Annotated in this window: 22 protein-coding genes and 2 pseudogenes; 16 read left to right on the top strand and 8 right to left on the bottom strand. The window is 60.3% G+C overall.

Translation table 11 applies throughout. From position 1 onward, the window contains the following. Positions 1-41 precede the first annotated feature (41 nt). From HF916_RS20585 to HF916_RS20575, 3 genes are all read left to right on the top strand, one after another. Positions 42-1,355 carry an aromatic ring-hydroxylating oxygenase subunit alpha gene (locus HF916_RS20585; RefSeq protein WP_168790682.1) on the top strand — a complete coding sequence of 438 codons (1,314 nt, stop codon included), beginning with the start codon at positions 42-44 and terminating at the stop codon, positions 1,353-1,355. A gap of 33 nt (positions 1,356-1,388) precedes the next feature. Then, positions 1,389-2,636, top strand: a complete 1,248-nt coding sequence (locus HF916_RS20580; protein WP_168790681.1) for a hybrid-cluster NAD(P)-dependent oxidoreductase — start codon at positions 1,389-1,391, stop codon at positions 2,634-2,636. Positions 2,637-2,774: 138 nt separating this feature from the next. Further along, positions 2,775-3,632, top strand: coding sequence for a glycine betaine ABC transporter substrate-binding protein (locus HF916_RS20575; RefSeq protein WP_168790680.1), 858 nt, complete (start codon positions 2,775-2,777; stop codon positions 3,630-3,632). A 95-nt stretch (positions 3,633-3,727) separates the two neighbouring features. Here the strand turns inward: HF916_RS20575 and purU are convergent, their stop codons facing one another. Beyond that, positions 3,728-4,603 (bottom strand): formyltetrahydrofolate deformylase, encoded by an 876-nt coding sequence (gene purU / locus HF916_RS20570; protein WP_168790679.1) that lies wholly within the window; start codon positions 4,601-4,603, stop codon positions 3,728-3,730. A gap of 138 nt (positions 4,604-4,741) precedes the next feature. Further along, positions 4,742-5,023, bottom strand: a pseudogene (locus HF916_RS20565) (hypothetical protein); the annotation flags it as partial. On the opposite strand from HF916_RS20565, the pseudogene HF916_RS20560 reads away from it, so the two are divergent. Then, positions 5,016-5,684, top strand: a pseudogene (locus HF916_RS20560) (glycine betaine ABC transporter substrate-binding protein); the annotation flags it as partial. The pseudogenes HF916_RS20565 and HF916_RS20560 sit on opposite strands and share 8 nt — an antisense overlap. Positions 5,685-5,954: 270 nt before the next feature. Beyond that, complete coding sequence (locus HF916_RS20555) at positions 5,955-7,103, top strand: porin (RefSeq protein WP_168790678.1); 1,149 nt, start codon at positions 5,955-5,957, stop codon at positions 7,101-7,103. A 51-nt stretch (positions 7,104-7,154) separates the two neighbouring features. Here HF916_RS20555 and HF916_RS20550 read toward each other — a convergent pair whose 3' ends face one another. Beyond that, positions 7,155-8,075, bottom strand: coding sequence for a LysR family transcriptional regulator (locus tag HF916_RS20550; protein WP_168790677.1), 921 nt, complete (start codon positions 8,073-8,075; stop codon positions 7,155-7,157). Between the two features lie 110 nt (positions 8,076-8,185). Between HF916_RS20550 and HF916_RS20545 the strand changes: the two genes are divergently transcribed. Together HF916_RS20545 and HF916_RS20540 are read left to right on the top strand one after the other, a co-directional pair. After that, positions 8,186-8,827: a glutathione S-transferase family protein gene (locus tag HF916_RS20545; protein WP_168790676.1), complete on the top strand. Its 642-nt coding sequence runs from the start codon at positions 8,186-8,188 to the stop codon at positions 8,825-8,827. A 33-nt stretch (positions 8,828-8,860) separates the two neighbouring features. Continuing rightward, a complete protein-coding gene (locus HF916_RS20540; protein WP_168790675.1) occupies positions 8,861-10,909 on the top strand; it encodes a pyridoxamine 5'-phosphate oxidase family protein in 2,049 nt (682 codons plus the stop codon). 28 nt (positions 10,910-10,937) lie between these two features. Here the strand turns inward: HF916_RS20540 and HF916_RS20535 are convergent, their stop codons facing one another. After that, positions 10,938-11,615: a TetR/AcrR family transcriptional regulator gene (locus HF916_RS20535; protein ID WP_168790674.1), complete on the bottom strand. Its 678-nt coding sequence runs from the start codon at positions 11,613-11,615 to the stop codon at positions 10,938-10,940. Between the two features lie 71 nt (positions 11,616-11,686). Between HF916_RS20535 and HF916_RS20530 the strand changes: the two genes are divergently transcribed. Beyond that, positions 11,687-12,331, top strand: a complete 645-nt coding sequence (locus HF916_RS20530; RefSeq protein ID WP_168790673.1) for a glutathione binding-like protein — start codon at positions 11,687-11,689, stop codon at positions 12,329-12,331. Between the two features lie 91 nt (positions 12,332-12,422). Here HF916_RS20530 and HF916_RS20525 read toward each other — a convergent pair whose 3' ends face one another. Next, on the bottom strand, positions 12,423-13,778 hold the full coding sequence (locus HF916_RS20525; RefSeq protein WP_168790672.1) for an epoxide hydrolase family protein: 1,356 nt from the start codon (positions 13,776-13,778) through the stop codon (positions 12,423-12,425). A 529-nt stretch (positions 13,779-14,307) separates the two neighbouring features. On the opposite strand from HF916_RS20525, the gene HF916_RS20520 reads away from it, so the two are divergent. From HF916_RS20520 to HF916_RS20510, 3 genes are all read left to right on the top strand, one after another. Beyond that, positions 14,308-15,738, top strand: a complete 1,431-nt coding sequence (locus HF916_RS20520) for a sensor histidine kinase (RefSeq protein ID WP_168790671.1) — start codon at positions 14,308-14,310, stop codon at positions 15,736-15,738. 280 nt (positions 15,739-16,018) lie between these two features. Then, a complete protein-coding gene (locus tag HF916_RS20515) occupies positions 16,019-16,660 on the top strand; it encodes a response regulator transcription factor (protein ID WP_168790670.1) in 642 nt (213 codons plus the stop codon). A gap of 26 nt (positions 16,661-16,686) precedes the next feature. Continuing rightward, a complete protein-coding gene (locus HF916_RS20510; RefSeq protein ID WP_240975453.1) occupies positions 16,687-17,067 on the top strand; it encodes a response regulator in 381 nt (126 codons plus the stop codon). A gap of 24 nt (positions 17,068-17,091) precedes the next feature. Here the strand turns inward: HF916_RS20510 and HF916_RS20505 are convergent, their stop codons facing one another. Continuing rightward, entirely contained in the window at positions 17,092-17,580 is a 489-nt protein-coding gene (locus tag HF916_RS20505) for an Lrp/AsnC family transcriptional regulator (RefSeq protein WP_168790669.1), read from the bottom strand. Between the two features lie 116 nt (positions 17,581-17,696). On the opposite strand from HF916_RS20505, the gene HF916_RS20500 reads away from it, so the two are divergent. The 3 genes from HF916_RS20500 (at position 17,697) to HF916_RS20490 (ending at position 21,042) form a co-directional block, all read left to right on the top strand. Then, positions 17,697-18,728, top strand: a complete 1,032-nt coding sequence (locus HF916_RS20500) for a histone deacetylase family protein (RefSeq protein ID WP_168790668.1) — start codon at positions 17,697-17,699, stop codon at positions 18,726-18,728. 63 nt (positions 18,729-18,791) lie between these two features. Next, positions 18,792-19,868, top strand: coding sequence for an ornithine cyclodeaminase (locus HF916_RS20495; RefSeq protein ID WP_168790667.1), 1,077 nt, complete (start codon positions 18,792-18,794; stop codon positions 19,866-19,868). 40 nt (positions 19,869-19,908) lie between these two features. Continuing rightward, positions 19,909-21,042, top strand: a complete 1,134-nt coding sequence (locus HF916_RS20490; RefSeq protein ID WP_168790666.1) for a branched-chain amino acid ABC transporter substrate-binding protein — start codon at positions 19,909-19,911, stop codon at positions 21,040-21,042. Positions 21,043-21,406: 364 nt separating this feature from the next. Here the strand turns inward: HF916_RS20490 and HF916_RS20485 are convergent, their stop codons facing one another. After that, the gene (locus HF916_RS20485; protein WP_240975452.1) at positions 21,407-22,279 is read right to left on the bottom strand and encodes an enoyl-CoA hydratase/isomerase family protein; all 873 of its coding nucleotides are present in this window, start codon (positions 22,277-22,279) and stop codon (positions 21,407-21,409) included. A gap of 268 nt (positions 22,280-22,547) precedes the next feature. Continuing rightward, on the bottom strand, positions 22,548-23,456 hold the full coding sequence (locus tag HF916_RS20480) for a LysR family transcriptional regulator (RefSeq protein ID WP_168790664.1): 909 nt from the start codon (positions 23,454-23,456) through the stop codon (positions 22,548-22,550). A gap of 138 nt (positions 23,457-23,594) precedes the next feature. Here HF916_RS20480 and HF916_RS20475 point away from each other — a divergent pair, with 138 nt between their 5' ends. Together HF916_RS20475 and HF916_RS20470 are read left to right on the top strand one after the other, a co-directional pair. Further along, positions 23,595-24,596 (top strand): bifunctional helix-turn-helix transcriptional regulator/GNAT family N-acetyltransferase, encoded by a 1,002-nt coding sequence (locus tag HF916_RS20475; protein ID WP_240975451.1) that lies wholly within the window; start codon positions 23,595-23,597, stop codon positions 24,594-24,596. A 416-nt stretch (positions 24,597-25,012) separates the two neighbouring features. Further along, the gene (locus HF916_RS20470; protein WP_168790663.1) at positions 25,013-26,524 is read left to right on the top strand and encodes a sensor domain-containing diguanylate cyclase; all 1,512 of its coding nucleotides are present in this window, start codon (positions 25,013-25,015) and stop codon (positions 26,522-26,524) included. Positions 26,525-26,590 lie beyond the last annotated feature (66 nt).

The raw sequence follows: 26,590 nt of genomic DNA, 5'->3' as shown, positions 1-26,590 counted from the left end.
GCCTGGCGCGGCGCCAGACGTGACATGCAACGGAGCACACAATGAAAGTTTCGGCAGACGTTCGCGCAATGATCGAACGCCGCAAAAAGAATTACACGCTGGAAGCGCCGTTCTATACGAGCGAGGCGATTTTCGCGCTCGACATGGACGCGATCTTCCGGCAACACTGGATTCAGGTCGCGGTGGAACCAGACGTTCCGGAACCGGGCGATTACATCACGATGGAGATCGGCAACGATTCGATCCTGATCGTCCGCGATGACGACATGCAGGTGAGGGCGTTTCACAACGTCTGCCGCCATCGCGGCGCGCGCCTGTGCAATACCGACAAAGGCTCGCTCGGCAATATCGTCTGCCCGTATCACAGCTGGACCTACAACCTGAACGGCGATCTGATGTTCGCCGAACACATGGGCGATCAGTTCGACCGCTGCAAACATAGCCTGAAGGCCGTGCATGTCGAGAATCTGGCGGGCCTCATTTTCATTTGCCTCGCCGACAATCCGCCCGCCGACTTTGCCGTGATGCGTGCCGCGATGGAACCGTATCTGCAGCCGCACGATCTGGCCGGCTGCAAGATCGCGGCCTCGATCGACATCATTGAAGATGGCAACTGGAAGCTCACGATGGAGAACAATCGCGAGTGCTATCACTGCGTCGCGAACCATCCCGAGCTGACCATTTCGCTCTACGAATACGGCTTTGGTTATCAACGCACGCCGGCCAACGAAGAAGGCATGGCCGCCTTCGAAGAGACCGTGGCGCGCCGTACCGCGCAATGGGAAGCGATGCAGCTGCCGTCGGCGGAAATCGAACGGCTGGCCGATCTGGTCACGGGTTTCCGCACGCAACGCTTGCCGCTCGATCGCGATGGCGAATCGCAGACGCTCGATGCGAAAGTGGCGTCGAAAAAACTGCTCGGCGGTTTCGAGCAGGCCGATCTCGGTGGACTGTCATTTTGGACGCAGCCGAATTCGTGGCATCACTTCATGAGCGATCATATCGTCAGCTTCTCGGTGATTCCGCTGTCGGCGGGTAAGACGCTGGTGCGCACCAAGTGGCTTGTCCACAAGGACGCGCGCGAAGGCATCGACTACGACGTGAACAATCTCACGGCCGTGTGGCGCGCCACCAACGACCAGGATCGCGCGCTCGTCGAGTATTCGCAACGCGGCGCGAACAGCAGCGCATACGAACCGGGTCCGTATTCGCCGTTCACGGAAGGTCTCGTCGAGAAGTTCTGCGAGTGGTATATCGCGCGCATGGCGGATTACAGCAATGCGCCCCAAGCCCATGACGCCGGCGATACCGCGCCGGCTTCGCATGGCGAAAAAGTCGTGTCCTTCATGCGCTGAGCGCGACGTTGCAACCAGGAGTCGGAGAAAACAATGATGCGCGATCAGGCGACGTTTCAACTGAGCCCCGAACCGGCTCCAGATCACGCTGCGAGCCGCGTCACGCAGCCGCGGTTCTGGGAGACGTTGCCGCCACGCTGGAATAGCGATACCGACGACACACTGGTGTGCTGCCAGGTTCGCCAGGAAACGCACGACGTGAAGAGTTTTTTCTTCCGCGCACCGTCTGGGCGGGCGTTCGTGTTCGAGCCAGGGCAGTTCATTACGCTGGAGTTGGAGATCGACGGTGAATCGATCAATCGTTGCTATACGATTTCGTCGCCGCCCACGCGTCCGCATACGATCTCGATTACCGTGAAGCGTGTGCCGGGCGGCAAGGTGTCGAACTGGCTGCACGACAATCTGCATGCGGGCGCCGAGGTTCGGGTGCTGGGGCCGTCGGGCGAGTTCACCTGCGCGCGGCATCCGGCGCGCAAGTTCCTGTTTCTATCGGCCGGTTCGGGGATTACGCCGCTGATGTCGATGAGCCGCGCGCATCACGAACTCGGTGAAGACAGCGATATCGTATTCGTGCACAGCGCCCGCACGCCGGACGACATCATCTTCGCGCGCGAACTCGATCTGATCGCGTCGAATCAGGCCCGTTTCCGCACGGCGTTCGTTTGCGAGCGAGTTGGCGCGCGCACGAACTGGCCGGGTGTGACTGGCTTTCTGACCTTGCCGCTGCTTAAGCTCATCGCGCCGGATTATCTGGAGCGTGAGATTTTCACCTGCGGACCCGCGCCGTATATGCAAGCCGTGCGCAATCTGCTGGACGAGGGCGGTTTCGATCGCAGCCACTATCACGAGGAGAGTTTTTCCTTCGAGACGGTCAGCGAAGTAGCCGCGCAATTGACCACCGCGCATGTCGCGGACGCATTGCAGGGCATTGGCGCGCCGGCGACTGCGGACAGTTTCATCGAGGCGCGTGAGGAGGCGCCGGGGGTCACTCCCGCGCCCCTTTCCACCGAAACCGATACCCGCTTCAAGGTAAGTTTCGCCAAAAGCAACCGCGAGATCGAATGCGGCAGCGGCCAGCACGTGCTCGACGCGGCGAAGAAAGCGGGCGTACGTCTGGCCGCCTCGTGCACACAGGGTATGTGCGGCACCTGCAAGGTCAAGCTGGTGTCGGGTGAAGTCGCGATGAAACACGCCGGCGGCATTCGCCAGCGTGAGATCGATCAGGGCATGGTGCTGCTGTGCTGCAGCAAGCCATTGAGCGATCTCGTCGTGGATAAGTAAGACGAGAAGGAGGATGGGTCCAGTGGCGCGAAGTCGCGTGCGGACAACTGGATGTCGGAAAACAACGCTACCCGGCAATTCTGGCTGGCGATTCTAAATGCTCATTGGGTGGTTGTGACGGCAAAAGGGAGAACGGCGATGAGACTGATCAAAAAGATATTCGTGTTGAGCGCTTTGAGCGCGGCGCTGGCGGCGAGCAGCGTGAGCGTGTCGGCCGATAGCAAGCCGACCATCAAGATCGGTTACGTGGAAGGCTGGGACGATAGCGTCGCGACCTCGAACGTGGCCGCGCGCGTGATCGAAAAGCGCCTCGGCTATCAGGTCACACTCGTACCGGTCGCGGCCGGTGTGATGTGGCAGGGCGTGGCGCGCGGTGACCTCGATGCGACGCTGTCGGCGTGGCTGCCGGTCACTCACGGCGCGTACTGGAACAACTTCAAGGACAAGGTGGTCGACCTCGGTCCTAATTTCAACGACGCGAAGATCGGCCTGATCGTGCCGGATAACGCCGACGTGAAGAGCCTGGGCGATCTGGAAGCGAAGAAGGCGGAGTTCGGCTCACGCATCGTCGGGATCGACGCGGGCGCGGGCGTGATGCAAAAGACCAGTGAGGCGATCAAGGCCTATGGACTCGATTATCAGTTGATGCCGAGCTCAGGCAGCGCGATGACCGCTGAACTGGCGCGTTCGGAAGCGGCGAGCAAGCCGATCATCGTGACCGGGTGGAAGCCGCACTGGATGTTCGCGAAGTACAAGCTTAAATTCCTCGACGACCCGAAGAAGGTGTTCGGCGAAGCGGAGCATGTGGATAGCGTCGTGAATCCTGAACTCGAGAAGAAGGCGCCGCCGGTCGTCGCATTCCTCAAGAAGTTTCAATGGAAGCCGGGTGAGATCGACAGCGTGATGCTGGCGACGCAAAACGGCGAGAAGCCGACCGCCGCGGCCGATGCGTGGATTAGCGCGCATGGCGACCGGGTGGATAGCTGGGTGAAGTGATTCTGCTGGTCGTGTTCGTGTGAAAACGTTGCCGCTTTGATAAAGCGGCAACGTTCAAAGAGAGGTGAACGCCGCTTTCTAGCGGCGTTTTTTGTTTACTGCAGTACAACTGTCCGGTCGCCGTTAATAAACACCCTGCGCTCGATAAACGTCTTAACGGCCCGCGCAAGCGTAATGCACTCGACGTCGCGCCCAGTGGCAAGCAGACGCTCCGGGCTATACGAATGATCCACACGCTCCACCACCTGTTCGATGATCGGACCTTCGTCCAGATCGTCGGTGACGAAATGCGCGGTCGCGCCGATCAGTTTGACGCCGCGTGTATGCGCCTGGTGATACGGCTTGGCGCCCTTGAAGCCGGGCAGAAACGAATGATGGATGTTGATTGCTCGCGCCGCCAGCGCACGGCTCGTTTCGCCGGACAGAATCTGCATATAGCGCGCGAGAATCATCAGCTCTGCACCTGAAGTCTCGAACAGATCGAGCAGACGCGCTTCCTGTTGCGGCTTCGTGTCGGCGGTGATTGGCAAATGGTGGAAAGGCAGACCGTGCTGCTGCGCCAACGGTTCGAAATCGCGATGATTCGAACCGATGCCGACGATATCCATCTTCAACTCGCCCATGCGCCAGCGGAACAGCAGGTCGGCGAGACAGTGTTCGAGTTTCGACACCATGATCAGAACCTTCGGCCGCGTGCCGACGTCGTGCATCGCCCACGTCATACGGAAGCGCTCGGCGATCGGCTCGAATTCGCGCTTGAGCGCCGCAACCCGCAGCGTCTCCTGACTGTCGACACCATGAAACACGCAGCGCACGAAAAAGCGCTCGCTGAGGTCGTCGTCGAAAACGGTCAGTTCGTCGATATAGCAATGATGCCGGTCGAGAAAGCCGACGACGGCGGCAACCTGGCCCGCCGCGCTCGGACAGGCGACGGTGAGAACCAGCTGATCGGGACGGGAATCGGCGGACATGCGCACTCCACTTGGACGATAGGACGATGCCGCGGGGCGCGGCATGCATCTTCGCAGTAGAGCAAATCAGGCGGGCGCGCGGATAGAAGCTAACCGCCGTCGCGCTGGAACGGGAGCGTCAGGCCGGCGCGCAAGCGCTTATTCCGCGTCGAGCCGGCATTCGCCGAGCAGCCAGTGGCGAAAGGCGTTGACGACGGGCGTCGCCGCGCGCTGCGCGACGAGCAGATAGCCGCGCTCCGTGACGACCGGCGGGTCGAACAGTTCGACGAGTTGCCCGGTGGCCAGCAGTTCGTCGACCAGCGGCGCCCAGCCCAGCGTGAACTGCGATAGACGCGGCATCAGCCAATAGGTCGCGAAGCCGAAGTCGGTGGAGAGTGTGAGCGTTTGCGGCGTGCGCCGTGAGCGGATTTCGGTGGTGGCGTTCGAGGAAGAAAAGTCGATCGAGGTCGTGCATCCGAATCTGAGCAACGCCAAGTTCACGCTGGCCGTGCCCGACTATGTCGCCGCTGCCGGCACCCATTCATTCGCGGATCTGGCGAAGAATGCCGACAAGTTCGACAGCAAGATTTATGGCATCGAACCCGGCGCGCCGGCCAATCAGAACATCAAAAAAATGGTCGACGACAAGGCGTTCGGCCTCGGCAACTGGAAGCTCGTCGAATCGAGTGAAACCGGCATGCTCACGCAAGTGGAGCGCGCGGTGCGCGAGAAGAAGTGGATTGTCTTTCTCGCCTGGGAGCCGCATTTGATGAACACGAAGTTCAAGCTCACCTATCTCGACGGCGGCGACAAGTACTTCGGGCCCAACTACGGTGGCGCCACGGTCAATACGGTTGCGCGCAGCGGCTATGCCGCGCAGTGTCCGAATGTCGGGCGGCTCTTCAAGCAACTGACCTTCAATGTCGATCTGGACAATGGCGTGATTACCGAAGTACTCGAAAAGAAAACGGGCGTGGATGTCGCCGCCACGGAAGCGCTCAAGCGTCACCCCGAATTGTTGAAGTCATGGCTCGACGGCGTGACCACGGCAAGTGGCGCCAGTGGCCTGCAAGCCGTGCAAACCGCACTCGGCGTGAAATAACAGCCGCATTCCTAACGATGAGGTCGCGGTGCGACAGATTTATGTCGCATCCGGTCGAATCCTCCTAAATCTGGACCCGTATTCTTTATCCCGCGATGCGGACATGAGTGGTCATTGCATGCATCGTAGATAGCTCCAATTCGTTTCACTCGGTCTCAGCCGGTTTCTGAACTGCCCGTCATGCGAGAAGCGCCGCGCGTTGGTCAACAGCACGCAGCAGGGATCGCTTTATCCAACGAAATACGCAGGCAAAGAGCAGGGGAGAATTAGATGAAGAAGAGAAATGCCGTCAGCCTTTCGGGACTCGCTATCGCGGCAAGCGCTGTATGTGCGCCGACGGCGGCTCATGCGCAAAGCAGTGTCACCCTGTATGGCATTCTGGATGCCGGCATTACCTATGTGAACAATGCCGGCGGGGCTCACCAGTTCAAGTTCGATGACGGTATTTCATACGGCAACCGGATCGGCTTCAAAGGCGTCGAGGATCTCGGCGGCGGCTTGCAGGCGGTGTTCGCGCTCGAATCGGGTTTTCACCTGGGCAACGGGCAATATGCATTCGGCGGTGCCGAGTTCGGACGCCAGGCTTATGTGGGCCTGAAGAACAACTGGGGGCAACTCTCGCTGGGTAATCAGCTCGACATGACAGAGGAGTTCGTCTACCTCTATAACATCTCGGCGTGGGCGAGCGGCTACGCGATCCATCAGGGCGACTTCGACCGGATGAACGGCGACCGGCTGCCGAACTCGGTCAAGTTCCTCTCCAACGACTATGCAGGCTTCTCGTTCGGCGGCATGTATTCGTTCGGCAATACCGCCGGCGACTTCCACAACAAGAGCGCGTGGAGCGTAGGTGCGCGTTACGAGCACAGCGCGTTCAACATGGGCGCGGCCTATACGCAGTTGAACAACCCGAACGGCATCTATGCATTCGACCCGTACGCGATGATCGGCACACGCACGTTCCTCGGCAAGCCAACCGTGTCCGTCGATCCGGCGACCGGCGCAGTGACGGATCTATATAGCTCGTCGTCGTTTCCGGTCGACAAGCAAGGGGCGTTCGCAGTCGGTGCGGCCTATACGATCGGTAACGTCATGTTGAGCGGCGACTTTACCTACACGACGATCAAGGGACTCGGCGAGACCTCGCATATGCAGGTCTATGAGGCGGGTGCCTCGTACACCTTCACGCCCGCGTTGATGCTGTACGGCGGCTATCAGTACACGCGCTTCGAAGGCAATCACTGGAACCAGGGCTCGCTCGGGCTGCATTACCTGTTGTCAAAGCGCACGGACGTCTATATCTCCGGCGACTATCTGCGCGCGTCGGATGGCGTGAATGCGGTGATCGGCTACAGCTTCACGCCGTCCACGTCGAACACGCAGACCGACGTGCGGATCGGCATGCGGCATTCGTTCTGACGCGCGTTGAAGGCTTTTGGTGTCCCGCCTCGCGGGACACCGTCCGCGCCATTACGAAGCGCGCTCGAGATGCTTCTTGAACGTCTCGATCAGCGCCCGCACTTTTGGCGGAGGATGACTGGTGGGCGGAAAGATGGCCTGGATACTCGCGGGCTCGGTCGCCCATTCCGGTAGCAGGCGAATCAGCCGGCCAGCAGCGATGTCGCCGCCGATCGAGAAGTCCGTCAACAGGCCGAAGCCGCCGCCGGCGAGAGTCGCTGCACGGCAGGCGTCGGCGGTGTTCACCAGCAACGCGTTTTCACAGCGCACGCTTTCGGCGTCGCCATCGCCTTTGCCACCGTTGCGCTGCAGGTCGAGCGTCAGCGGACGCGGCAACACGGTCAACGCGCAGAAGGGCATCGCCGACAATTCGGCGGGCGTCTGCGGCTGTCCCCATATCTCGACGAAATCCGGGCTCGCCACGACCCATTTGACGAAGCTGCCAAGTTTCACCGCGCGGAAATTGGAATCGGCAAGCCGGCCCAGGCGAATCGCGACGTCGATACCGTCCGCGATCAGATCCACATAGTGATCGGTGCACAGCAACTCGACATTGAGTTGCGGATGCGTGCGGCGCAGTTCGACCAGCACCGGCGCGACCGCAAGCGAACCGTAATCGATCGGCGAGCTCACGCGCAACGTGCCGCGCACGGGCGCCGTTTCGCCGCCGATCGCCGAGAGCGCGTCTTCCGTGGCGCGGAGGATTTTCACGCTCGCGTCGTAGAATGCGCGGCCAGGCTCGGTCAAACCGAGCCGCCGCGTCGTACGCACCAGCAGGCTCGCGCCCACCTCGGCCTCGAGCCGCTGCATGTGCGTGCTGACCATCGTCTTGGCGAGACCCAGACGCGCTGCCGCGGCGGTCAGCGAGCCTGCCTCGACGACCGCGACGAAGATCGCCAGCCGGTTCAGGTTTACGTCGCGTACGTCGGGCATGGTGGATTGTCCATCTTCGATTGACTGTGTTTCCCGGATTATCAGGCTTCTGCAAGGTGGCGCGTGCGGATTATGCTCGCTCCATCCCTTCACGTTTTCCGGAACCTGTCATGCCCGTTGCCCGACCCGTCCAGCCGATCCGCCTCTATACGACCCTGCTTTCCGGCCACGGCCATCGGGTGAAGCTGTTTTTGACCCTGCTCGATCTGCCGTTCGAAGTGGTCGAACTGGACATGAAGGCCGGCGACAACCGCAAGCCGGACTATCTGGCGCTCAACCCGTTTGGCCAGGTGCCGACGATTCAGGACGGCGACATCACCCTGTTCGATTCGAACGCGATTCTGGTGTATCTGGCGAAGCGTTACGGCGACGCCTCGTGGTTGCCGGATGACCCGCTCGGCGCGGCTGCGGTGCAGCGCTGGCTGTCGCTCGCGGCCGGCCAGATTGCGTATGGGCCGTGCACGGCGCGGCTCGTCACCGTGTTTGGTGCGCCGCACGATCACGAGACCGCGAAGAAGCTGGCCGTGAAGCTGTTCGAGGTGCTCGACCGCGAACTGGCGGACAAGCCGTTCGCGGCGGGCAATCAGGTGACGATCGCCGACATCGCCTCGCACACCTACATTGCGCACGCGCCGGAAGGCGGCGTGTCGCTCGACCCGTATCCGAACATTGTTGCGTGGCTGCGCCGCGTCGAGGCACTTCCGCGGTTCGTCGCGATGCCGTCGACAAAAGCGGGGCTGCTCGCTGAATGAACGGCTGATCCTTTACGACACCGGAGTCCGGTCATGTCCACCGTTATCCCTCTGAATGGCTGGGGCGTCGAAACCTCGCCGTTTCATGCCGCCGAACTCGCCGCCCAGCAGCGCGCGGGGGTGAGAAGCGTGGCAGAAGCGTCGGGACGCCGGGGGATTCGCCGCCACATGCCGGACCAGCACCGCAAGTTTTTCGCCGAGCAGCCGTTCATGGTGTTCGGCGGCGTTGACGCGCACGGCCAGCCGTGGGCGACGGTGCGCGCCGGTATGCGGGGTTTTGTGTCGTCGCCGGATGCGCAGACGCTGCGCATCGAAGGCGGCGCGTTACCCGGCGATCCGCTTGCGGATAGCTGGCAGAAGGGCTCGATGATCGGCGGCCTCGGGCTGCAGCCGCAGACTCGCAGGCGCAACCGGATCAACGGCATGGTGACGTCGGCGGACGGGGCGGCGTTGACGCTCGAGGTTCGCCAGAGCTTCGGCAACTGCAATAAGTACATCCAGAGCCGTACCCCGACCTGGGTGCAGCAGAGTACGTCTGAACCTTCCATGCCGCCGGAAATAGCGACTCAACTCAGCGATGCCGACCGCGCGTTCCTGGTGCGGGCGGATACGTTTTTCATCGCGAGCGCGAATCTTGCGGAGGACGCGGATCTTGCACGCGGCGTCGACGTTTCGCATCGCGGCGGCGCACCGGGCTTTGTGCGTGTGGACGATGAGCACACGCTGACGACGCCGGACTTTATCGGCAACAACTTCTTCAACACGATTGGCAACCTGATCCATGATCCGCGTGCCGGGCTGTTGTTCATCGACTTTGCGAGCGGCGATCTGCTGTATATCGCGGCGCGCGCGGAAATCGTATGGGACGGCGCGGAGTTGGCTGCCTTCGAAGGCGCGCAACGGCTCGTGCGGTTTCACGTGCAGGAAGTGCGGCGCAGCCGGAGCGCGTTGCCGTTTCGCTGGTCGGACGTCGAGTACGCGCCACAGTTTGCGGCGGCGGTGCAAAAGCCGGTGGCTGCATCGCCGTGGCACAAGCTGAAGGTGGCGGCGGTGGTCGAGGAGACAGCGTCGATTCGCTCCTTTTACTTCGAATCGCTCGACGGAGCGCCGTTGCCGTCGTACAAGCCGGGACAGTTTCTGCCGATCCGCGTGCCGGTGGCGGACTCCACCACGCCTTTGTCGCGTACCTACACGCTTTCCGATGCGCACGATCCGCAGCGGTATCGAATCAGCGTGAAGCGCGAAGGCGTTGCATCGAAATGGCTGCATGAGCATCTGGTCGCCGGAGCGAAGATCGAAGCGATGAACCCGCGCGGTGCGTTCGTCTTCGATGAAGACAGCCCGCGGCCCGCTGTCTTTATCTCGGCGGGCATCGGCATCACGCCGATGATGGCGATGCTTCGGCATGCGTTGGCAACATCTCCCGGTGAGGGTGCGCAAGCGAAGCGGGTGTTCTTCTTTCACGGTGCGCGTAGCGATCGCGAACGTCCGTTCGGTGCGCAATTGAAAGCGCTTGCCGCGCGCAACGCGGCGCTTTCCCTGCATCTTTTCGATAGCGCCGCCGATGGGCTCGCCGAAGGCGTGTCGGCCGGGCGTGTGAGCATCGACGCGTTAAAGCGCGCGCTTCCGTTCGACGACTACGACTTCTATCTGTGCGGCCCCGAGCAGTTCATGCGTGATCTGTATGAAGGCCTGCGCGGATTGAATGTCGCCGATGAGCGCATTCGTTTCGAAGCGTTCGGTCCGGCGAGCGTCAAGCGCGCGGTTGTCGTCGAGCGCGAGCCGACGCCGGTGGGCACGTCGGCACAAGACGCGGGCGCTGTGCAAGTGACCTTCGCGCGCTCCGAGCGCACGATCCAATGGCTGCCACGTGACGGCAGCCTGCTTGAATTTGCCGAAGCGCATGGTATCGACGCGCCGTCGAGTTGCAGGTCGGGTATGTGCGGGACGTGTTCGACGCGTCTGTTGTCGGGCCAGGTCAAGTACGACGGCGAAGTCGAGGCGCAAATCGAACCCGGCGCAGCGCTGGTTTGCATGGCGCATCCGGTTGCCGGCGATGCGGGTGTGACGTTGGATCTTTGATCGACAGCCTCTGGCTTTCGATAAAAGTCTAAGACTTCGATTTGCGTCGCACGTGTGGTGGCGGATTGGCTGGCGGCTCGCCGCGCGTGCGGCAGATCAACGCGACGCCGGCCTCGGCGGTCGCCCGCAACGAATCGATTGAATCGCCCGCGCGGGAGCGCAGCGCGATGCTGTGAAGAATCGCCGAGGCGATTTTCGCCAGCATGACCGGGTCCGAAGCCGCACTGAGTTCGCCCTGCGCTTTGGCGCGTTCGAGCCGTCGCTCGAATGCGTGATCATAGATAGTCAGGCCGCCGAGCAGCTTGTCGCGAACCTCGGCATCGCTTCTCGATTCCACGACTGCCGTGCCGATCAGGAAACATCCGCGAGGCGCCTCGCCGGGCGGAAGGTACATGGCGAGCGCGGCGTCGTACACCGACTGCAAGGCCTCCGCCAATGGGCGATCTCCGGCCAGCGCGACTTCCATCCCCTGGCGCCCGAGTTCAATGTATTGATCCAGCGTGTTCAGATAGAGCGCATGTTTATCGCCGAATGCGCCGTACAGGCTGGGCCGGTTCATGCCGGTCGCGTTGCTTAGCGAGTCGAGCGACGTGCCGGAATAGCCGCCGTGCCAGAACGCGTCCCGCGCGTCGCGCAGCGCCTGCTCCGAATCGTAGCCACGAGGCCTTCCGCGCGCACGCTTCTCACTTTTTGTACCGTTGTGCATGAAATTATCTGGCCGCGTTGATTTTTATACACTATAGTACAAAAATCATCCCAACGACCGGAGACATCAGCATGCAGCTTTACTTCTCGCCGCTCGCCTGTTCGCTTGCGACACGGATTGCGTTGTACGAGGCCAATGCCGACGCGCAGTTCATCGAAGTCGATACGAAGTCGAAGCAGTTGCGTGACGGCTCCGATTTTTATCCGATCAACCCTTTAGGGCAGGTGCCTGTCTTGCGTACCGACGAGGGTTGGCTGCTCAGGGAAAACACCGCGATCCTGCCGTACGTCGCAGACGCATTTCCGGCAGCGCGGCTCGCGCCGGCAGCGGGAAGCGCGGAGCGCGCGAAGCTGCAGGAATGGCTGGGTTTCATCAGCACCGAGCTGCATAAAGGCGTATTCGTGCCGCTGCTCGATCCGCATGCCCCGGCCGACGTTCAGACCTACACACGCAAGAAAATCAGCCTCCGGCTTGGCGTGCTCGAAGAACATCTGCGCGGGCGGGAATTTCTCGTCGAGCATTTCACGGTGGCGGATGCTTATCTCGTCACCGTCCTCAACTGGGCGCAGCATAGCGGTGTCGATCTTGCGGAGTGGCCTTCTGTTGACGCGTATTACAAGCGAATGGTGCATCGTCCGCAGGTCGCAAAGGCGTTGGCCGAAGAGGTGGCGCTTTATCTCGAGGAGCAGGCCAGGCGGCAGGTGAATGCTGCGTGAAATGCCGGAGCGGGATGCGGCCGCTTCATACGCCGAACTCGGACCGTTGTCGCGCGTTGCGATTAGTGGTCCGGGTCTGGCAGCTTGCCAACTAGGTGCGCAGCGGCCTCAATCCCGCGCGGACCTCTTCGGCAAATAGCTGCGGTTGCTCCCACGCCGCGAAGTGTCCGCCTTTGTCGAGCCTGTTGTAATAGATCAGGTTGTGATACGCCCGCTCTGTCCAGCTGCGCGGAGCCTGATAGTTCTCGCGCGGAAAGACGCTGACCGCAGCGGGGACGGATACATCGGCGGCGGCCAGGAAATTGAAGTGCGACTCCCAATAGAAACGCGCTGCGGAAATCCCCGTGTTTGTCAGCCAGTAGAGTGTGATGTCGTCGAGTACGTCGTTGCGCGTCAAGTCGCCCGCCGATTCCCCGTTGACCGGGTGCCCGAACACGGCCGAGGTCAATGCCGCCGCCGGCTGCTCATACCCGTCACCGTGATCGAGAAGCCAGCTCGCCAGGGCAACGGGAGAGTCCGACAGGCCGGTGAGCGTTTGCGGGCGTGTGCCCATCTCCAACGCATAGGCGCGTCGCTTCATGGCCGCTGAGCTCAGTTGCTCGTAAGCGTGCTTTTCGTCGGCAGAGAGGCTGGCGGGCGGCGGATCGCCGGCTTGGAGTGCCTTGGCGATTTCGGGTGGAACCGTCGCGGGGAAGTTGACATGGATGCCTAACAATTCCGGCGGCGCCTGCTTGCCCATGACGTTGCAGACAACGCCGCCCAGATCGCCGCCTTGCGCGGCAAATTTCTCGTACCCAAGGCGCTTCATCAGAACGACCCACGCACGCGCGGTCCGCTCCGGGCCCCAGCCGGTCGTGGTCGGCGTGCCTGAAAATCCGTAGCCCGGCAAAGACGGAATGACCAGATGAAACGCGTCGGACGCACTCGCGCCATAGGCGGTCGGATTGGTCAGCGGATCGATGATCTTGAACTGCTCGATCACCGAACCTGGCCATCCATGCGTGACGATGAGCGGCATTGCATTTTCATGTTTCGAACGGACGTGAATGAAATGAATATCCAGTCCGTCGATCTCGGTCACGAAATTCGGCAACGAGTTGAGCTTCGCTTCGCACTTGCGCCAATCGTAATCGGTCGCCCAATGGCGCGCGAGTTCCTGAATCATCGCGAGCGGCACGCCTTGCGAATTGTCGGTGACGGTCTCCCGATCAGGCCATCTCGTCGCCTTGATGCGTCGGCGCAAGTCGATGAGTTGCGATTCCGGCACATGCACGCGGAGCGGGCGAATGGCGGTCTTGTCGCCGCCCGTCGCGGGAGCAACTTCAGTAATCGCTCGATTCGTTTCTGCGAACGCGAGCTGACTCAATGAGCCGGCAGCGACGGCCGCCGCTGCTACGTTGACAAAACGGCGGCGAGAGGGCGATTGAGGAGGGAGGTTGTCTGACATAAATTCTCCGATCGGCGATGAAGCCAGGCTTACCCATCAACGGCGACATGATTTCACGATTTCGCGCGCCGTTGGGTGGCGGTGTTCGACGTAGGGTGGACGTATTGGAGCGCGCGGAGGTATCGCGCATGTGTCGGGAAGGGCGGTTTTTGTATGCGCGGGTATCGATGCACCCGGCAGATACGTTGCGATACAAAGAGGGGCCGTGTCGGCGTACGAGGTTGGTTGCCGCGCTTGCCGGCATCCCCTGTATGGGGGATGGTGGGCCGCGCCGCGCCAGGAGATCATGCGTGCACCGGGTTGGGATCGAAGCGTGCCCCCCGGAGAAGCGCAGCGCGCCTGTCGATCACTGCCGGGCGGCTCACTGGCGCTTCGCCGGGAGCGACTCGTTTCCGCCACCTGATACGCCGCATCGAACCGCATTGCAGAGTACCAGGCGCGAACCGGTCGGTGCGCAGCCATCGACGTCGCAGCGCCGGCGTTCCTTGTCAGTCGAAATCACGCGCCTGTTACCGATAGACATATAGCCGTGTTAGCCAAAGTTCCAAAGATCAGCCATCACCTGCGGGAAAAAACCGTGTCCATCGCAGCGGATCTGACGCTTGTCGTCGAACGCACGCTTGCGATACTGACGCAGTTCGATGGATACATTTTGCTCGCGCCAGCAGCGAAACGGGACGTTCAAGAATCCGTTGCGCTGTCAGCCAGAGTATGGTTTGAGACGCTGTTGTCGGGCGAACCTCCATCGGCACAGGACATGGACGCTTTCCGCGAAATCAGCCAAAGACGTGAGCATCAGCGCGTGCCGCTGCAGAACCTCCTTCAGGCGCTGCGGCTGGGCTTGCGAGAAACCTGGAGCACCTACATCGCGCTGGGAGCGTTGGACGAGCGTATCGCCAAAGAACTTCTGGCCGATGTCTCGCTGTACCTCCTCGACCACTTCGATTTCATTGCGCAGATCATTGTCCGGTCCTATCTGGGTGAACAATATCGGCAGCCGCGGGGGGCTGGACTGGCCATCGCAATCGAAGAGGGTGCACGCCGCTCCGAAAGCGTGCGACACCATCTCGTCGCGCTCCTCGAGCAGTTATCGGACGAGCCGGAGCTGCTATCGAGGCTCGAAGTCGACCACGCTCGAGAGCAGCGTGGTACTGAAACGCCCGCCGCGCAAGTGATGAAGTTCTTCGGCCTCGATGTCGATATCGACGACGGCGCAGAACTGTCGAAGGCCTTGCACGATGCGCAGGAGCAGCTCGCGCAGGCGTCGAGGCTCGCGGCTGTTGCCGAACTGTCGGCCTCCATCGCCCACGAACTCAACCAGCCGCTTCAGGCCATCGTGGCGCATGGGCGCGCATGCGTGCGATGGCTCGCCGCAACGCCGCCCAGAATCGACGAAGCCAAATATTCGGCCGAGCAGCTGCTCCGCGACGCGAATGCCGCGGCTGACGTGGTATCCCGCATTCGGGCGCTCTTCAGACACATGCCTCCCCAAAAGGTCGAACTCGATATCAACAAGCTGATTCTTCAGGTATGCACGCTGATGGCCGACGACATCCAGCGCAGCGCGGTTTCGCTCGAGACAATATTGGGCGAAGACGTGTCGAAGATCAGCGCAGACGCGGTGCAGATTCAGCAGGTGATCGTGAATCTCGTGCGCAACGCCATCGAAGCGTTAGCCGCATCGGAGGAACGGCCGAGGCTGCTAGTGATCCGCTCGCGTCGCGATGCGGACAACGTGGTGATCGACGTAGAGGATCATGGTACGGGGCAGCTAGACTTCGAGAAGATCTTCGAGCCGTTCTTCACCACGAAGGAAACAGGCATGGGCATGGGACTGGCAATCTGCCGGTCCATCATCGAAGCACACGCCGGCCGGATCTGGGCCGTGCGCAATGTGTCTCGGGGCGTAACCTTTAGCTTCAGTCTTCCGATAGAGCGGTCGAACGCAACAGCACGTTGACGAGGACTCTCAGCCGCACGTCGGCGCAAGGACTTTTTCAGCGCATCCTTATCAGACTCCATGGGTCATTTCGCAACGGGTTTCGAGCCTACAACGTCATATTGAGCGGTGCCATTACATATTCATGTGATGCACAACTCAGCCGTCCGTGGTCTCATATGACGTTTCCCATGGCTATTTTTTGTCGGCACGACCGCGTGAGAGGAACATTCAGCGGGACTATCGTGGGCCGGCTGTGCCGAAGTCAGGAGGGACTTTCACCTGACAACCGAGGGGTTCCATGGAATCCGCAAGCGAATTAGTCTACGTGGTCGACGACGAAAGGCGGGTGCGAGAAGCACTCTCCGCGCTGCTGCGCGCAAACGGAAGAAACGTTCAGGCGTTTAGCTCCGGTGGAGAGTTTCTGGATACGCCGCGTCAAAAGAATGTCGTTGCATGTCTGATCCTGGATATGCGAATGCCGGATATGAACGGACTGGAAGTTCAGAAGCTGGTTCGCACGGACTCGCGAATTCCCGTCATTTTCATTACCGGGAGAGGCGATGTGCCGTCCGCGGTCCTTGCCATGAAGGGCGGGGCAGTTGATTTCCTCACCAAGCCCGTCAATGAAGACGCGTTGATGCACGCGGTCGATGCAGCCATTGCCAGGGCATACGTTCTTCGCAAGGAAGCGGAGGACGCGACGACACTCCAGGCGCTCTATCAATCCCTGACGCCTCGTGAGCAGGAAATTTTGCCGTTACTCGCAAGCGGTCTGCTCAACAAGCAGGCGGCAGCAATCCTGGGCATCACCGAATACACCGTGCAGGTACATCGCGGTCACATCATGAGAAAAATGCAGGCGGATTCGTTTGCTACTCTCGTCAGGCAAGCCAGCAAACTGCAACTCGAAACATCGTCGACGACTACCTCCGATGTTTGAGGTCGATTAATCCTTCGTGAGAAGCGATGGCCGGAGAAAAAATGCCCATGCCTTCGGTTCGGACCGTTGCCGTCATTGATGACGATCGGCGCGTTTTGAGGTCTCTTGCGAACCTGCTGGCCTCTGGCGGGTACGGAACACGGGTCTACGAATCTCCACTGGATTTCTTTGCCGATGGCTACTCGGGTCTGGTATGCGTTATCACCGACCTGGGAATGCGGCCCGTCGACGGCATTCAAGTACTCGAAAGAACGGTTCATTCGAACGCACATACGCCCGTTATCCTTATCACAGGGAACCCGAGCGGGCATACAGAAGACTACTATTTGCAAAGAGGCGCATTGGGTTTCTTCAGAAAGCCTGTCGACGGCGACGCCTTGCTGGACCTTCTGGATAGCATCGCTTGAACGTCTACTATGTCGAGGTTGCGTTCAGGCGTCAGGAATCGGAACCCGGGACGAAAACTTGACCTCGCGTAGCGCAAGGCTGGATTGTATCGACGCGATGCCTGGCTGCCGTCGTAGCACCCGCTCGACAAATTCACCATATGCGTCCAGATCAGCGGCGACCACCTGCAGGATGTAGTCCGCATCGCCTGTGATTTTGTGGCACGAGAGAACCTCCGGTCGACCGCGGATGACGGCTTCGAAGTTGTCCGCGGTTTTGTCCGAGTGCACGTTAAAGCGGAGATGCACGAACGCAAGGAGATTCAGGCCGACCGCGCGCCGGTCGATGTTCGCCTGGTAACCGGTAATCACACCTTCGTCTTCCAGGTGCTTGCGCCGCCTCCAGCATGGCGTCACGCTCAGCGAGAGTTTCTCCCCGAGTGCCGCATTCGATACGGCGCCGTCGTCCTGAAGCAGGCGCAACATTGAGCGGTCGACCGCGTCCATTTCGATTTTTGGGCGATTTGTGCTCATCTTTCATTCCCGTTAGACAAATTTCCCAAAATATTAGGCTTTTCCGCATTCGAAAGCAAAATCAATGCGGCGGCCGCTCAATAAACTGTTGGCTATCTTCAACGCGGTAGTCAACCATGCTCACCATCTACAGTAGCGATCATCGCTTGCACCATGGCGTCGAACTCAAGGACGGCGCCATCTCCGACTCCTTCGAGAAGCCCCTCCGCGCCGAGACGGTGCTTGCGCAAGTCAGGGCCACCGGACTCGGCGATGTCATCAGCCCAAAGGCCTACAAACGCGCGGACTATGCGGGCGCGCACAGCCAGCGGTACATCGACTTTCTGGCAGGCGCGTGGCACGAATGGCTCGCGACGGGCAGGACCTGTCAGGCTCTGCCGCTCGTTTGGCCCGTGAGGGGTTTGCCCAGTCACGAGTTGCCTGAATTCATCGATGGCAAGCTTGGCTTCTTTTCGATGGACGCCGGTTCCCCCATCAACGCGGGTACGTGGGCCGCGATCAGTTCCAGTGCCAACTCAGCGTTGACGGGCATGGATGCGCTGTCGAGTGGCGCGCGCGCCGCATTCGCGCTTTGCCGCCCGCCGGGCCACCACGCTGGCCGTGAATACATGGGCGGCTATTGTTATCTGAACAACGCGGCGATTGCGGCCCAGCATTGCATCGACGGCGGCGCAAAGCGCGTAGCCGTTCTCGACATCGACTTCCATCACGGCAACGGCACGCAGGACATCTTCTACGATCGACCTGATGTTCTGTTCGTATCGACTCACGGTGATCCAACGGTGTCCTATCCCTATTTCTCAGGGCATGCCGACGAGCGTGGCGTCGGCGCCGGAGAGGGCTTCAATCTGAACCTCCCCCTTCCGAAGGGAACGGCCTGGGAAGGCTTCGACCACGCGTTGCGCCACGCCGGCACGGCGATCGGGCGGCACGCCCCCGACGCGCTGGTCATTTCTCTCGGGGTCGACACGTTCGAAGACGACCCTATCAGCCACTTCCGCCTGCGCACGCCAGACTATCTGCGCATCGGCGAGGCAATCGCAAGGTTCAACGTCCCCACGCTTTTCGTGATGGAGGGCGGATACATGGTGGACGAGATTGGAATCAACGCGGTCAACGTTCTGTTGGGCTTTGAAGGCAGAGCCTGATGTTGTCTTACCGATTCGTTGCTGCGCGATCTGACCGTCGCCTGCACACAAGGAGCTAAAAGCATGACGCGATACATAGATGTGAAAGACGTTTCAAAGCTGGTCGCCGAGATCGGCATGACGCAGGTTCTGACGACGATGGCGTCATACATCGAACAGGACTATCGCCGTTGGGATACGTTTGAAAAGACTGCCCGGTTGGCAAGCCACTCGACCGATGGCGTGATTGAACTGATGCCGACGTCGGATAACCGGCTGTACTCGTTCAAGTACGTCAACGGGCATCCGAAGAATACACAGTCGGACCTGCTCACCGTCATGGCGTTCGGCGTGCTCGCGGATGTGGACACGGGCTATCCGTTACTCCTGAGTGAGATGACGTTGACGACAGCGATTCGGACGGCCGCGACATCGGCGCTATTTGCACGCTTCCTTGCACGACCGGACTCGCGCTCGATGGCCATGATCGGCAATGGTGCCCAAAGCGAATTTCAGGCCATTGCGTTTCACGAGATGTTGGGTATCGACGAGATCAGAGTCTTCGACGTCGACGAGGCCGCGACGGAAAAGCTCGTGCGCAACCTCGCGCCGTTCAGGACGCTTCGAGTGATACGGTGCGACTCCGCAGCGGACGCGGTCCGAGGCGCGGACATCGTGACCACGGTCACCGCGGACAAGACAAACGCGACGATTCTGACGCCGGAGATGATCGAAGACGGCATGCATATCAACGCCGTCGGGGGCGACTGTCCGGGCAAGACGGAATTGCATGCGGATGTTCTCCGGCGCTCACGTGTCGTCGTCGAGTACGAGCCGCAGACGCGCATAGAAGGTGATATCCAGCAGCTCACGCCGGACTTTCCCGTCGTCGAGTTCCACCGGATCGTGTCCGGCGCGGAAAAAGGTCGCCAATCCGCCTCGCAGGTCACTGTGTTCGACTCGGTCGGTTTCGCGCTGGAAGACTTCTCCGCGCTGCGCTACCTGAATGCTGCGTCACGCGAACGGAACATCGGCATCGAACTCGATCTTATTCCCACGCCGCTTGACCCGAAGAATCTCTATGGCGTGGCGATCGGCGGCGCCCCGTGTGAACCGCTGAAGCGCGTCGAACCCGCGCTGGCTGACACGATTCGTCATTGATTGAACAAGCGCCTCCGGCGCCTCACGAAGAGGAAGGGACATGACTCGACATCACAGAAAAATCGCGGTCGCGGTTGCCGCAATCGCTTGCTCATTCGCTGTCCACGCTGAGGAGGTCGTGCGAATCGGTCACGTCGCGCCGCTCACAGGCGCCATCGCGCACCTGGGCAAGGACAGCGAAAACGGCGCGCGGCTCGCGGTCGAAGAAATCAACGCACAGGGCCTGGTGATTGGAGGAAAGCGAATCACATTGCAGCTCGATGCACAAGACGATGCGGGCGATCCACGTACTGCCACCCAGGTCGCGCAGAAACTCGTCGACGATAAGGTGGCCGGCGTCGTCGGTCACCTGAATTCCGGCACATCGATTCCAGCGTCGCGGATTTATAAGGATGGCGGCATCGTCGAGATCTCGCAGGCAGCGACGAATCCCACCTACACGCAGCAGGGCTTCAACACGACGTACCGGGTTGTCGCCACCGACGCGCAACAGGGACCCGCGCTGGCCATCTACGCGGGCAAAAGCCTCGGTGTGAGGACAGTCGCGATCGTGGACGATTCAACAGCCTACGGACAAGGTCTTGCCAATGAGTTCGAGAAAGCGGCCAAGGGCGTCGGCCTGAAGGTCGTGTCACGCGACGCCACGAACGACAAGGCCATCGATTTTCGCGCCATCGCCACGAAGATCAAGGGCGAAAATCCGGACGCGATCCTGTACGGCGGAATGGACGCAACTGGCGGGCCGTTCGCGAAGCAGGCGCGGCAGTTGGGTGTGAGGGCAAAGATTTTGGGCGGGGATGGCGTTTGTTCGGCGGATCTCCCCAAGCTGGCGGGCGCCGCAGCGGATAACGTGGTTTGCTCGGAGGCCGGCATGGCTTTGGAAAAGATGCCTGGCGGTGCGGCGTTTGCGCGGAAGTACGAGGCGCGCTTCCATCAGCCATTACAGGTTTATGCGCCCTTTGCTTACGACGCGGTGTACATCATCGTCGACGCGATGAAGCGGGCAAACTCGATCGACCCGGCAAAGGTAGTGGCCGCCATGCCGTCCGCCGACTACAAGGGCGTGATTGGCGAGACAAGTTTCACGGCACAGGGTGATCTCAGGCACGGTGCGATCTCGGTGTTCTCGTACAAGGACGGGAAGAAAATCCTGCTTGATGTCATTCGGATGTGACGCGATAACATCCATGAGCGTTTCCCTGGCCCGACCGTTACGGCGTCGCTCGCACAGCGCGACAACCGGTATTTCCATTCTTGCGTAGGCGTTGACATGGCACATGTCACTGGAAGGAAAGGTCTGCGTGATACTCGGCGGTTCTGGCGGTATCGGCAGTGCGCCTGGCGATCTGGCGTTGAAAGTGCGATCCGGTAGATTCCGGCTTGCCGGGTCGGTGGTGCGCCGGGTCTTGAAGAGACTTGAACGAGCTGGCCCCCGGCTTCCAGCGAACCAGGTCGACGCCGAAGAGACCGAGTCGTTCGACCAGTCCGCTCACAGCCGTTTTTGCTTGCGCGTGATCCGTAACCGCGATCCCGCGGAATTATCGGCCAGTGAATACAACGGGCTCTGGCTCGACTCCACGCTTAATTGCTTCGACGCGTGCGGTCCTGCCCTTGCGTGCGTCTTCCGTACCATGCAGCGGCATTGTGATGTCCAGCAGAACGGCGTCGGCAGCGGGCACGCCGCCACCCGACCACGCCTTCAGAAGTGCACGGATTGCTGCATGCGAACGGGTCGGCCCATTGGAAAGCCGGGTGGCCAGTGATACTGCAGTGGCTTCGACGTCCGTGTCGGGACAAACGAACGCAGCCACGCCGAGTTCGCCGGCCGTCTTGCCGGTCATCGGTTCGCTCAGCATGGTGTAGCGAGCGGCAATAGCGCGCCCGGCGCGTTCTGCCAGGCGCTGAACGCCGCCTGCCACCGGCGCGGAACCGACCGAAGCTTCGAAGTGGTGAAAGACCGCGTTATCGGCAGCAACGATGAAGTCGCAGGCCAACGCCAGTTCGAACGCTCCACCGAAGCACGCACCACGAACGGCTGCGACGGTTGGAATCTGTAGCGCCTCGATAGCGCGGTAGGATTGGTTCATCTCACTGATGAACGTGCGCCAATCGTTGAAGCCCTTATCGATAAAATCAAGGACATCTCCGCCATGACTAAAATTCTCGCCTTCGGCGCGCACCAGTAGTGCCCGAATCTCGGTGCGACTGGCCTCGTGTACGGCATCTTTAAGCGTTTCGCAGAACCGGTTGTTGATCAGATTCAGCGGTGCATCGGCCAGAATGATGTGCCCAACATTACCTTGGCGTTCGAAACGGATAACCGGCATGTGAAGTGACCTATAAGTTGGAGTGGGGTGAAGATCGACGGAATAACTGTCGGCGACTACACGGAGCGATGCGTTGAAATACACGGGCGCCGGCTGCTTTCGACACTGCGGGCTTAGCGATAATTTCAATTTCACTCAGGGTGAGACCCGCGTCGGCATAGCGGCGCAAACATCAAATGACGTGCTCCCGCGTTCGGAGGACAACGAGTCATAACCGGTTCTGCGCCGGCCGAACTTGCTCGAAGAGCGGGTTAGAAGAGTGTCGCGCCAAGGCGAACATTCAACAAGCCGATCTCACAAATAACACTCTTCCACCAACCTGATAACCGGCGTCGGGACGCCGCGGAGGCAGTCAGTCAGGTATCGGCACGAAGAGCTCCCGGACGAGGCCTCGCATCCAGCGGTTACCGGGATCATCATGCTGCGAGCGGTGCCAGTGTTGTTTGACATCAAACTGCGGCATCTTGTACGGGGGATCTAAAATCTCGAGTTCAGCGATGCGCGCAAATATCTTGCCCACATCGCTGGAAACCGTGACTACCAGATCTGTCATTGCAATGGTCATCGGGATGCTTAAAAAATGCGGAGTGTGGAGGAGCTCTCTGCGCTGGATTCCGTGCTCTTTCAGGAATTGCTCAACGATTTCCTGGCGGCGGCCTTCCGCCTGAACCACCGCATGTGGCAGTTCGCAAAAAAGCTTCTTTGTCAGCCGACCCTGTACCGCCGGATGATTCTGCCGGGCGAGGCACACGAACGAATGTCGAACCAGGCGCTGCTGAAAGACGTCGACGCCGTCAAGATCAGGAAAATATCCAATCGCAAGATCGACTTCGCTTCGCTGAAGTGCGGCCAATAGCTGGCTGGGAGCCAGGGACACTGTCGTCACATTGACGCCGGGAGCGAGACTTGTGACCCGCTGCAGTAGTCGCGGCAGGGAGACCATCTCACCGACGTCCGACATGGCAATCGTGAACGTGCGCTGAGCTTTGTCCGGTACGAAATTCGGAGCCCTCAACACTCGTTCACGGATATCGGCAAGTACCGACTGAACCACGGGTGCTAGCTGGATCGCGCGTGGCGTTGCTTGCATGCCGGATCTGGTTTTGACAAAGAGCGCATCTCCAAGCTCTTCACGCAAACGCTTTAAGGCGTAAGAAGCCGCAGGCTGACTCAGATTCAGCTCCTCGGCCGCCTTACCAAGATGTCCGTGACGCTGTAATGCATCAAAGACGCGCAAAAGATTGAGATCGAAGTTATCCATGTGACAAATTGACGGGAGCGAGGAAATCCATTTTCCCAATCATCTTCCATTTTCGGTACTTGTTCTATCAACTTGGATATGGCTTCCCTGTCGCCCGACTGAGAAGCTTCGGCGATCGAACGTGCAAGAAGTCCGACGATGAGACCGATGCGCTGGGCGATCAGCCTGATACCGGAGTTTCGGTCCACTTCCGAAGGCACAGCATTCCTCGACTTTATGTTGACGGGATCCATATCTCTGACTAAAGTCAGAGATATGAGCGCATCCGACATTCTCCAGATTCGTAGCTTTAACCGCATAGTCGCCGAAAGCATTGGCGCTATCGACGATCATTTCCTCGGACGGGGCCACCCGATGGGTGAATCACGCCTGCTATGGGAGATCGGTGTCGAAGGTGCGGATATTCGTACTCTTCGCGCACGGCTAAATCTTGATTCAGGCTATGTCAGCCGTACATTGGCGTCTCTTGAACGGCAAAAACTTGTCGCTGTCCTCACTCATCCGGACGACCGCCGGGTACGCCGGGCTTGCCTGACTCAGAAGGGCCTCGTGGAAAGGGCTGAACTCGAACGGCTTTCCAACGCGGTCGCTTTACGCGCGCTCGAACCGCTCGGCGATGAGCAGCGTCGGAGACTGGTCGCAGCCATGTCTGAAGTTGAGCGCTTGCTACAGGCATCTCTTGTGCATTTTGCGCTTGAGAAGCCGGATAGCGATGACGCGCGGTGGTGCTTTGAACAGTATTTCGGCGAACTCGATGAGCGCTTTGACGCAGGATTCGACCCGTCCATGAGTCTGTCGGCAGATGCCGATGAACTGACGGCGCCGGAAGGCGCGTTGATCGTCGCGAGACTCCATGGAAGCCCGATCGGCTGCGTCGCGCTGAAGTTTCATAAGAAGTCTCCGGCCGAGCTCAAACGAATGTGGGTCAGTCCTTCCGCTCGCGGTATGGGTGTAGGCCGTCGGTTGATTGTCGAGGCGGAGAAACGTGCCCGGCAGGCCAAAGCGCGCGTTATTCGCCTGGAGACAAATCGAACTCTGCGCGAGGCGATTTCGCTATACCGGCAATGTGGCTACGTCGAAGTCGATGCGTTCAGCGCGGAACCGTATGCCCATCACTGGTTTGAAAAGCGACTGGTCTGAACCGCCGTTCTCGCCGGTTTCACGATGACGATCGTCGCCCACGTGAAGATGCTGGCGGTTCGACAATCGCGGCGCGTTGTGATTCTCGGATACCATAGCGATCGGTCGCAGTGCCGGTACTCCCAATCGAGACCATCGCCTCAGGCGGGTAAGCTCACCTCGGCCCGCTCGTCTACCCGGCGGCGCCGGGGGCGCGTGTCGCCTCAAGTATTCGATAAGGCGGTCTTTAGCTTTCCATTAAATTACTCAAGTAATGATTTTGTCAGATCCTGTGCGGCGATAATCGCATTCATTTCGGGGGTTTCGTGCGTCGCAGGAAATAGCGAAAACTGGTTAATCGTCATGCAGCACCTGCTGCCCCAGTGCGCGGCGACGTTCTTTCAGGCCGTGTGGTTGAATTCGTTTCATGAGGCTCCATGCGTTCGTCACTATCGCTTTCTGTGCGGCGATCCGTTTCGTCATCCGCCTCGCGGGTGCTGTCACCATCCGGCGTAATTGTTTGTGGCGTTCTGCTGATACTCTTCACGTGCAGTCTTTGCGCGTGGGTGCTTTTCGAATCACGTGCCGATGCCTACAACCACGCCGAGGAAAACGCGCGGAATCTGATGCTGGTTATCGAGCGGGACATCGCTCGCAACATCGAACTCTACGACCTTTCACTGCAAGCGGTAGTGGAAGGGGTTGCGGATCCGCAGGTGATGGCGCTCCCCCCCAAGATTCGAAACGGGGTGCTGTTCGACCGCGCCGCTTCCGGCAAGTACCTCGGCTCCATCTTCGTGATGAGTGAGCGTGGTGACATCATCCTGGACTCCGGATTCATGCCGGCGCGAGCCGGCAATTTCGCCGATCGTGACTATTTCAGCTTTCACCGCAACAGCGGCAACACCGGCCTCTACATCAGCAAGCCCTACGCGTCACGACTGCGGGACGGGGCGCTCACGATTGCCCTGAGCCGTCGGATTACGCGCACGGACGGCTCTTTCGGTGGTGTCGTGGTCGGGACGCTGAGCATTGACTATTTTCGCGCTTTGCTGGACGGCCTGTCCGTGGGGGAGCGCGGCACCGCGGCAGTGATCGAGACTAACGGCACCATGATCACGCGTTTGCCCTACGATCCGAAGGTGGTCGGGCGTGACATCCGAAGCGCCCCGGTGTTTATTCAGGCGATGTCGACGAACGAAGGTGCGTTCGCGGGCACTGCCTCAATTGATGGGATCCGCAGGCTCTACGTGTACAAGCACTTGCCCGGGCTTCCGATCATCGTCGACGTGGCGCCTGCGGAGAGCGACGTTTACGCTGAATGGCAACGCCGGGCCACGCGACTCGAGATCGTGATGGCGGTGTTCAGCATGATCCTTGGGTCCGGATCGTTGCTGTTGTCGCGAGAACTACGGCGGCGGCAGCTTGCAGAATCGAAACTACAACATCTGGCGCGTACGGACGCCCTCACGGGGTTGAGCAACCGGGGCACCTTTGACGATACGCTGCAGAAGGAGTGGCAACGAGCCAATCGCTCGGGCCGTCCGCTCTCGTTGCTGTTCATCGACATTGATCAGTTCAAGGCCTACAACGACTACTATGGTCACCAGGCGGGCGATGAGGTGCTGAGGGCCGTTGCTCAATGTGTGGGTCTGTGCGTTCTACGATCGGCGGACCAGGTCGCCCGATATGGCGGCGAGGAGTTCGTGGTGACCCTTCCAGATACCGACGCGACTGGCGCCACGAATGTCGCGGAGACCATTCGGCGCGCCGTATTCGATCTCAATCTTGAGCACGTCCAAAGCCGGTATGGTCGGGTGACCGTGAGCATCGGCCTGGTGACGTCCCAGGGGAGGGGGGCTCACGATGGCGCGACTCTGGTGAACATGGCCGACTCGGCCCTATACGAAGCGAAGTCAACCGGACGTAACCGGGTCTGCGAGGCATAGAAAGGCTGTCACGTTGTTGGGATAGCCGCTTCGCCCCGACGAGCGCTCAGCCGGGCAATCTTTTCT

Origin of the sequence: Paraburkholderia aromaticivorans (assembly GCF_012689525.1) — a bacterium.
GTDB lineage: Bacteria > Pseudomonadota > Gammaproteobacteria > Burkholderiales > Burkholderiaceae > Paraburkholderia > Paraburkholderia aromaticivorans_A.
The sequence above is the reverse complement of the archived record's forward strand: the minus strand, read 5'-3'. Positions and strand labels throughout refer to the sequence as shown.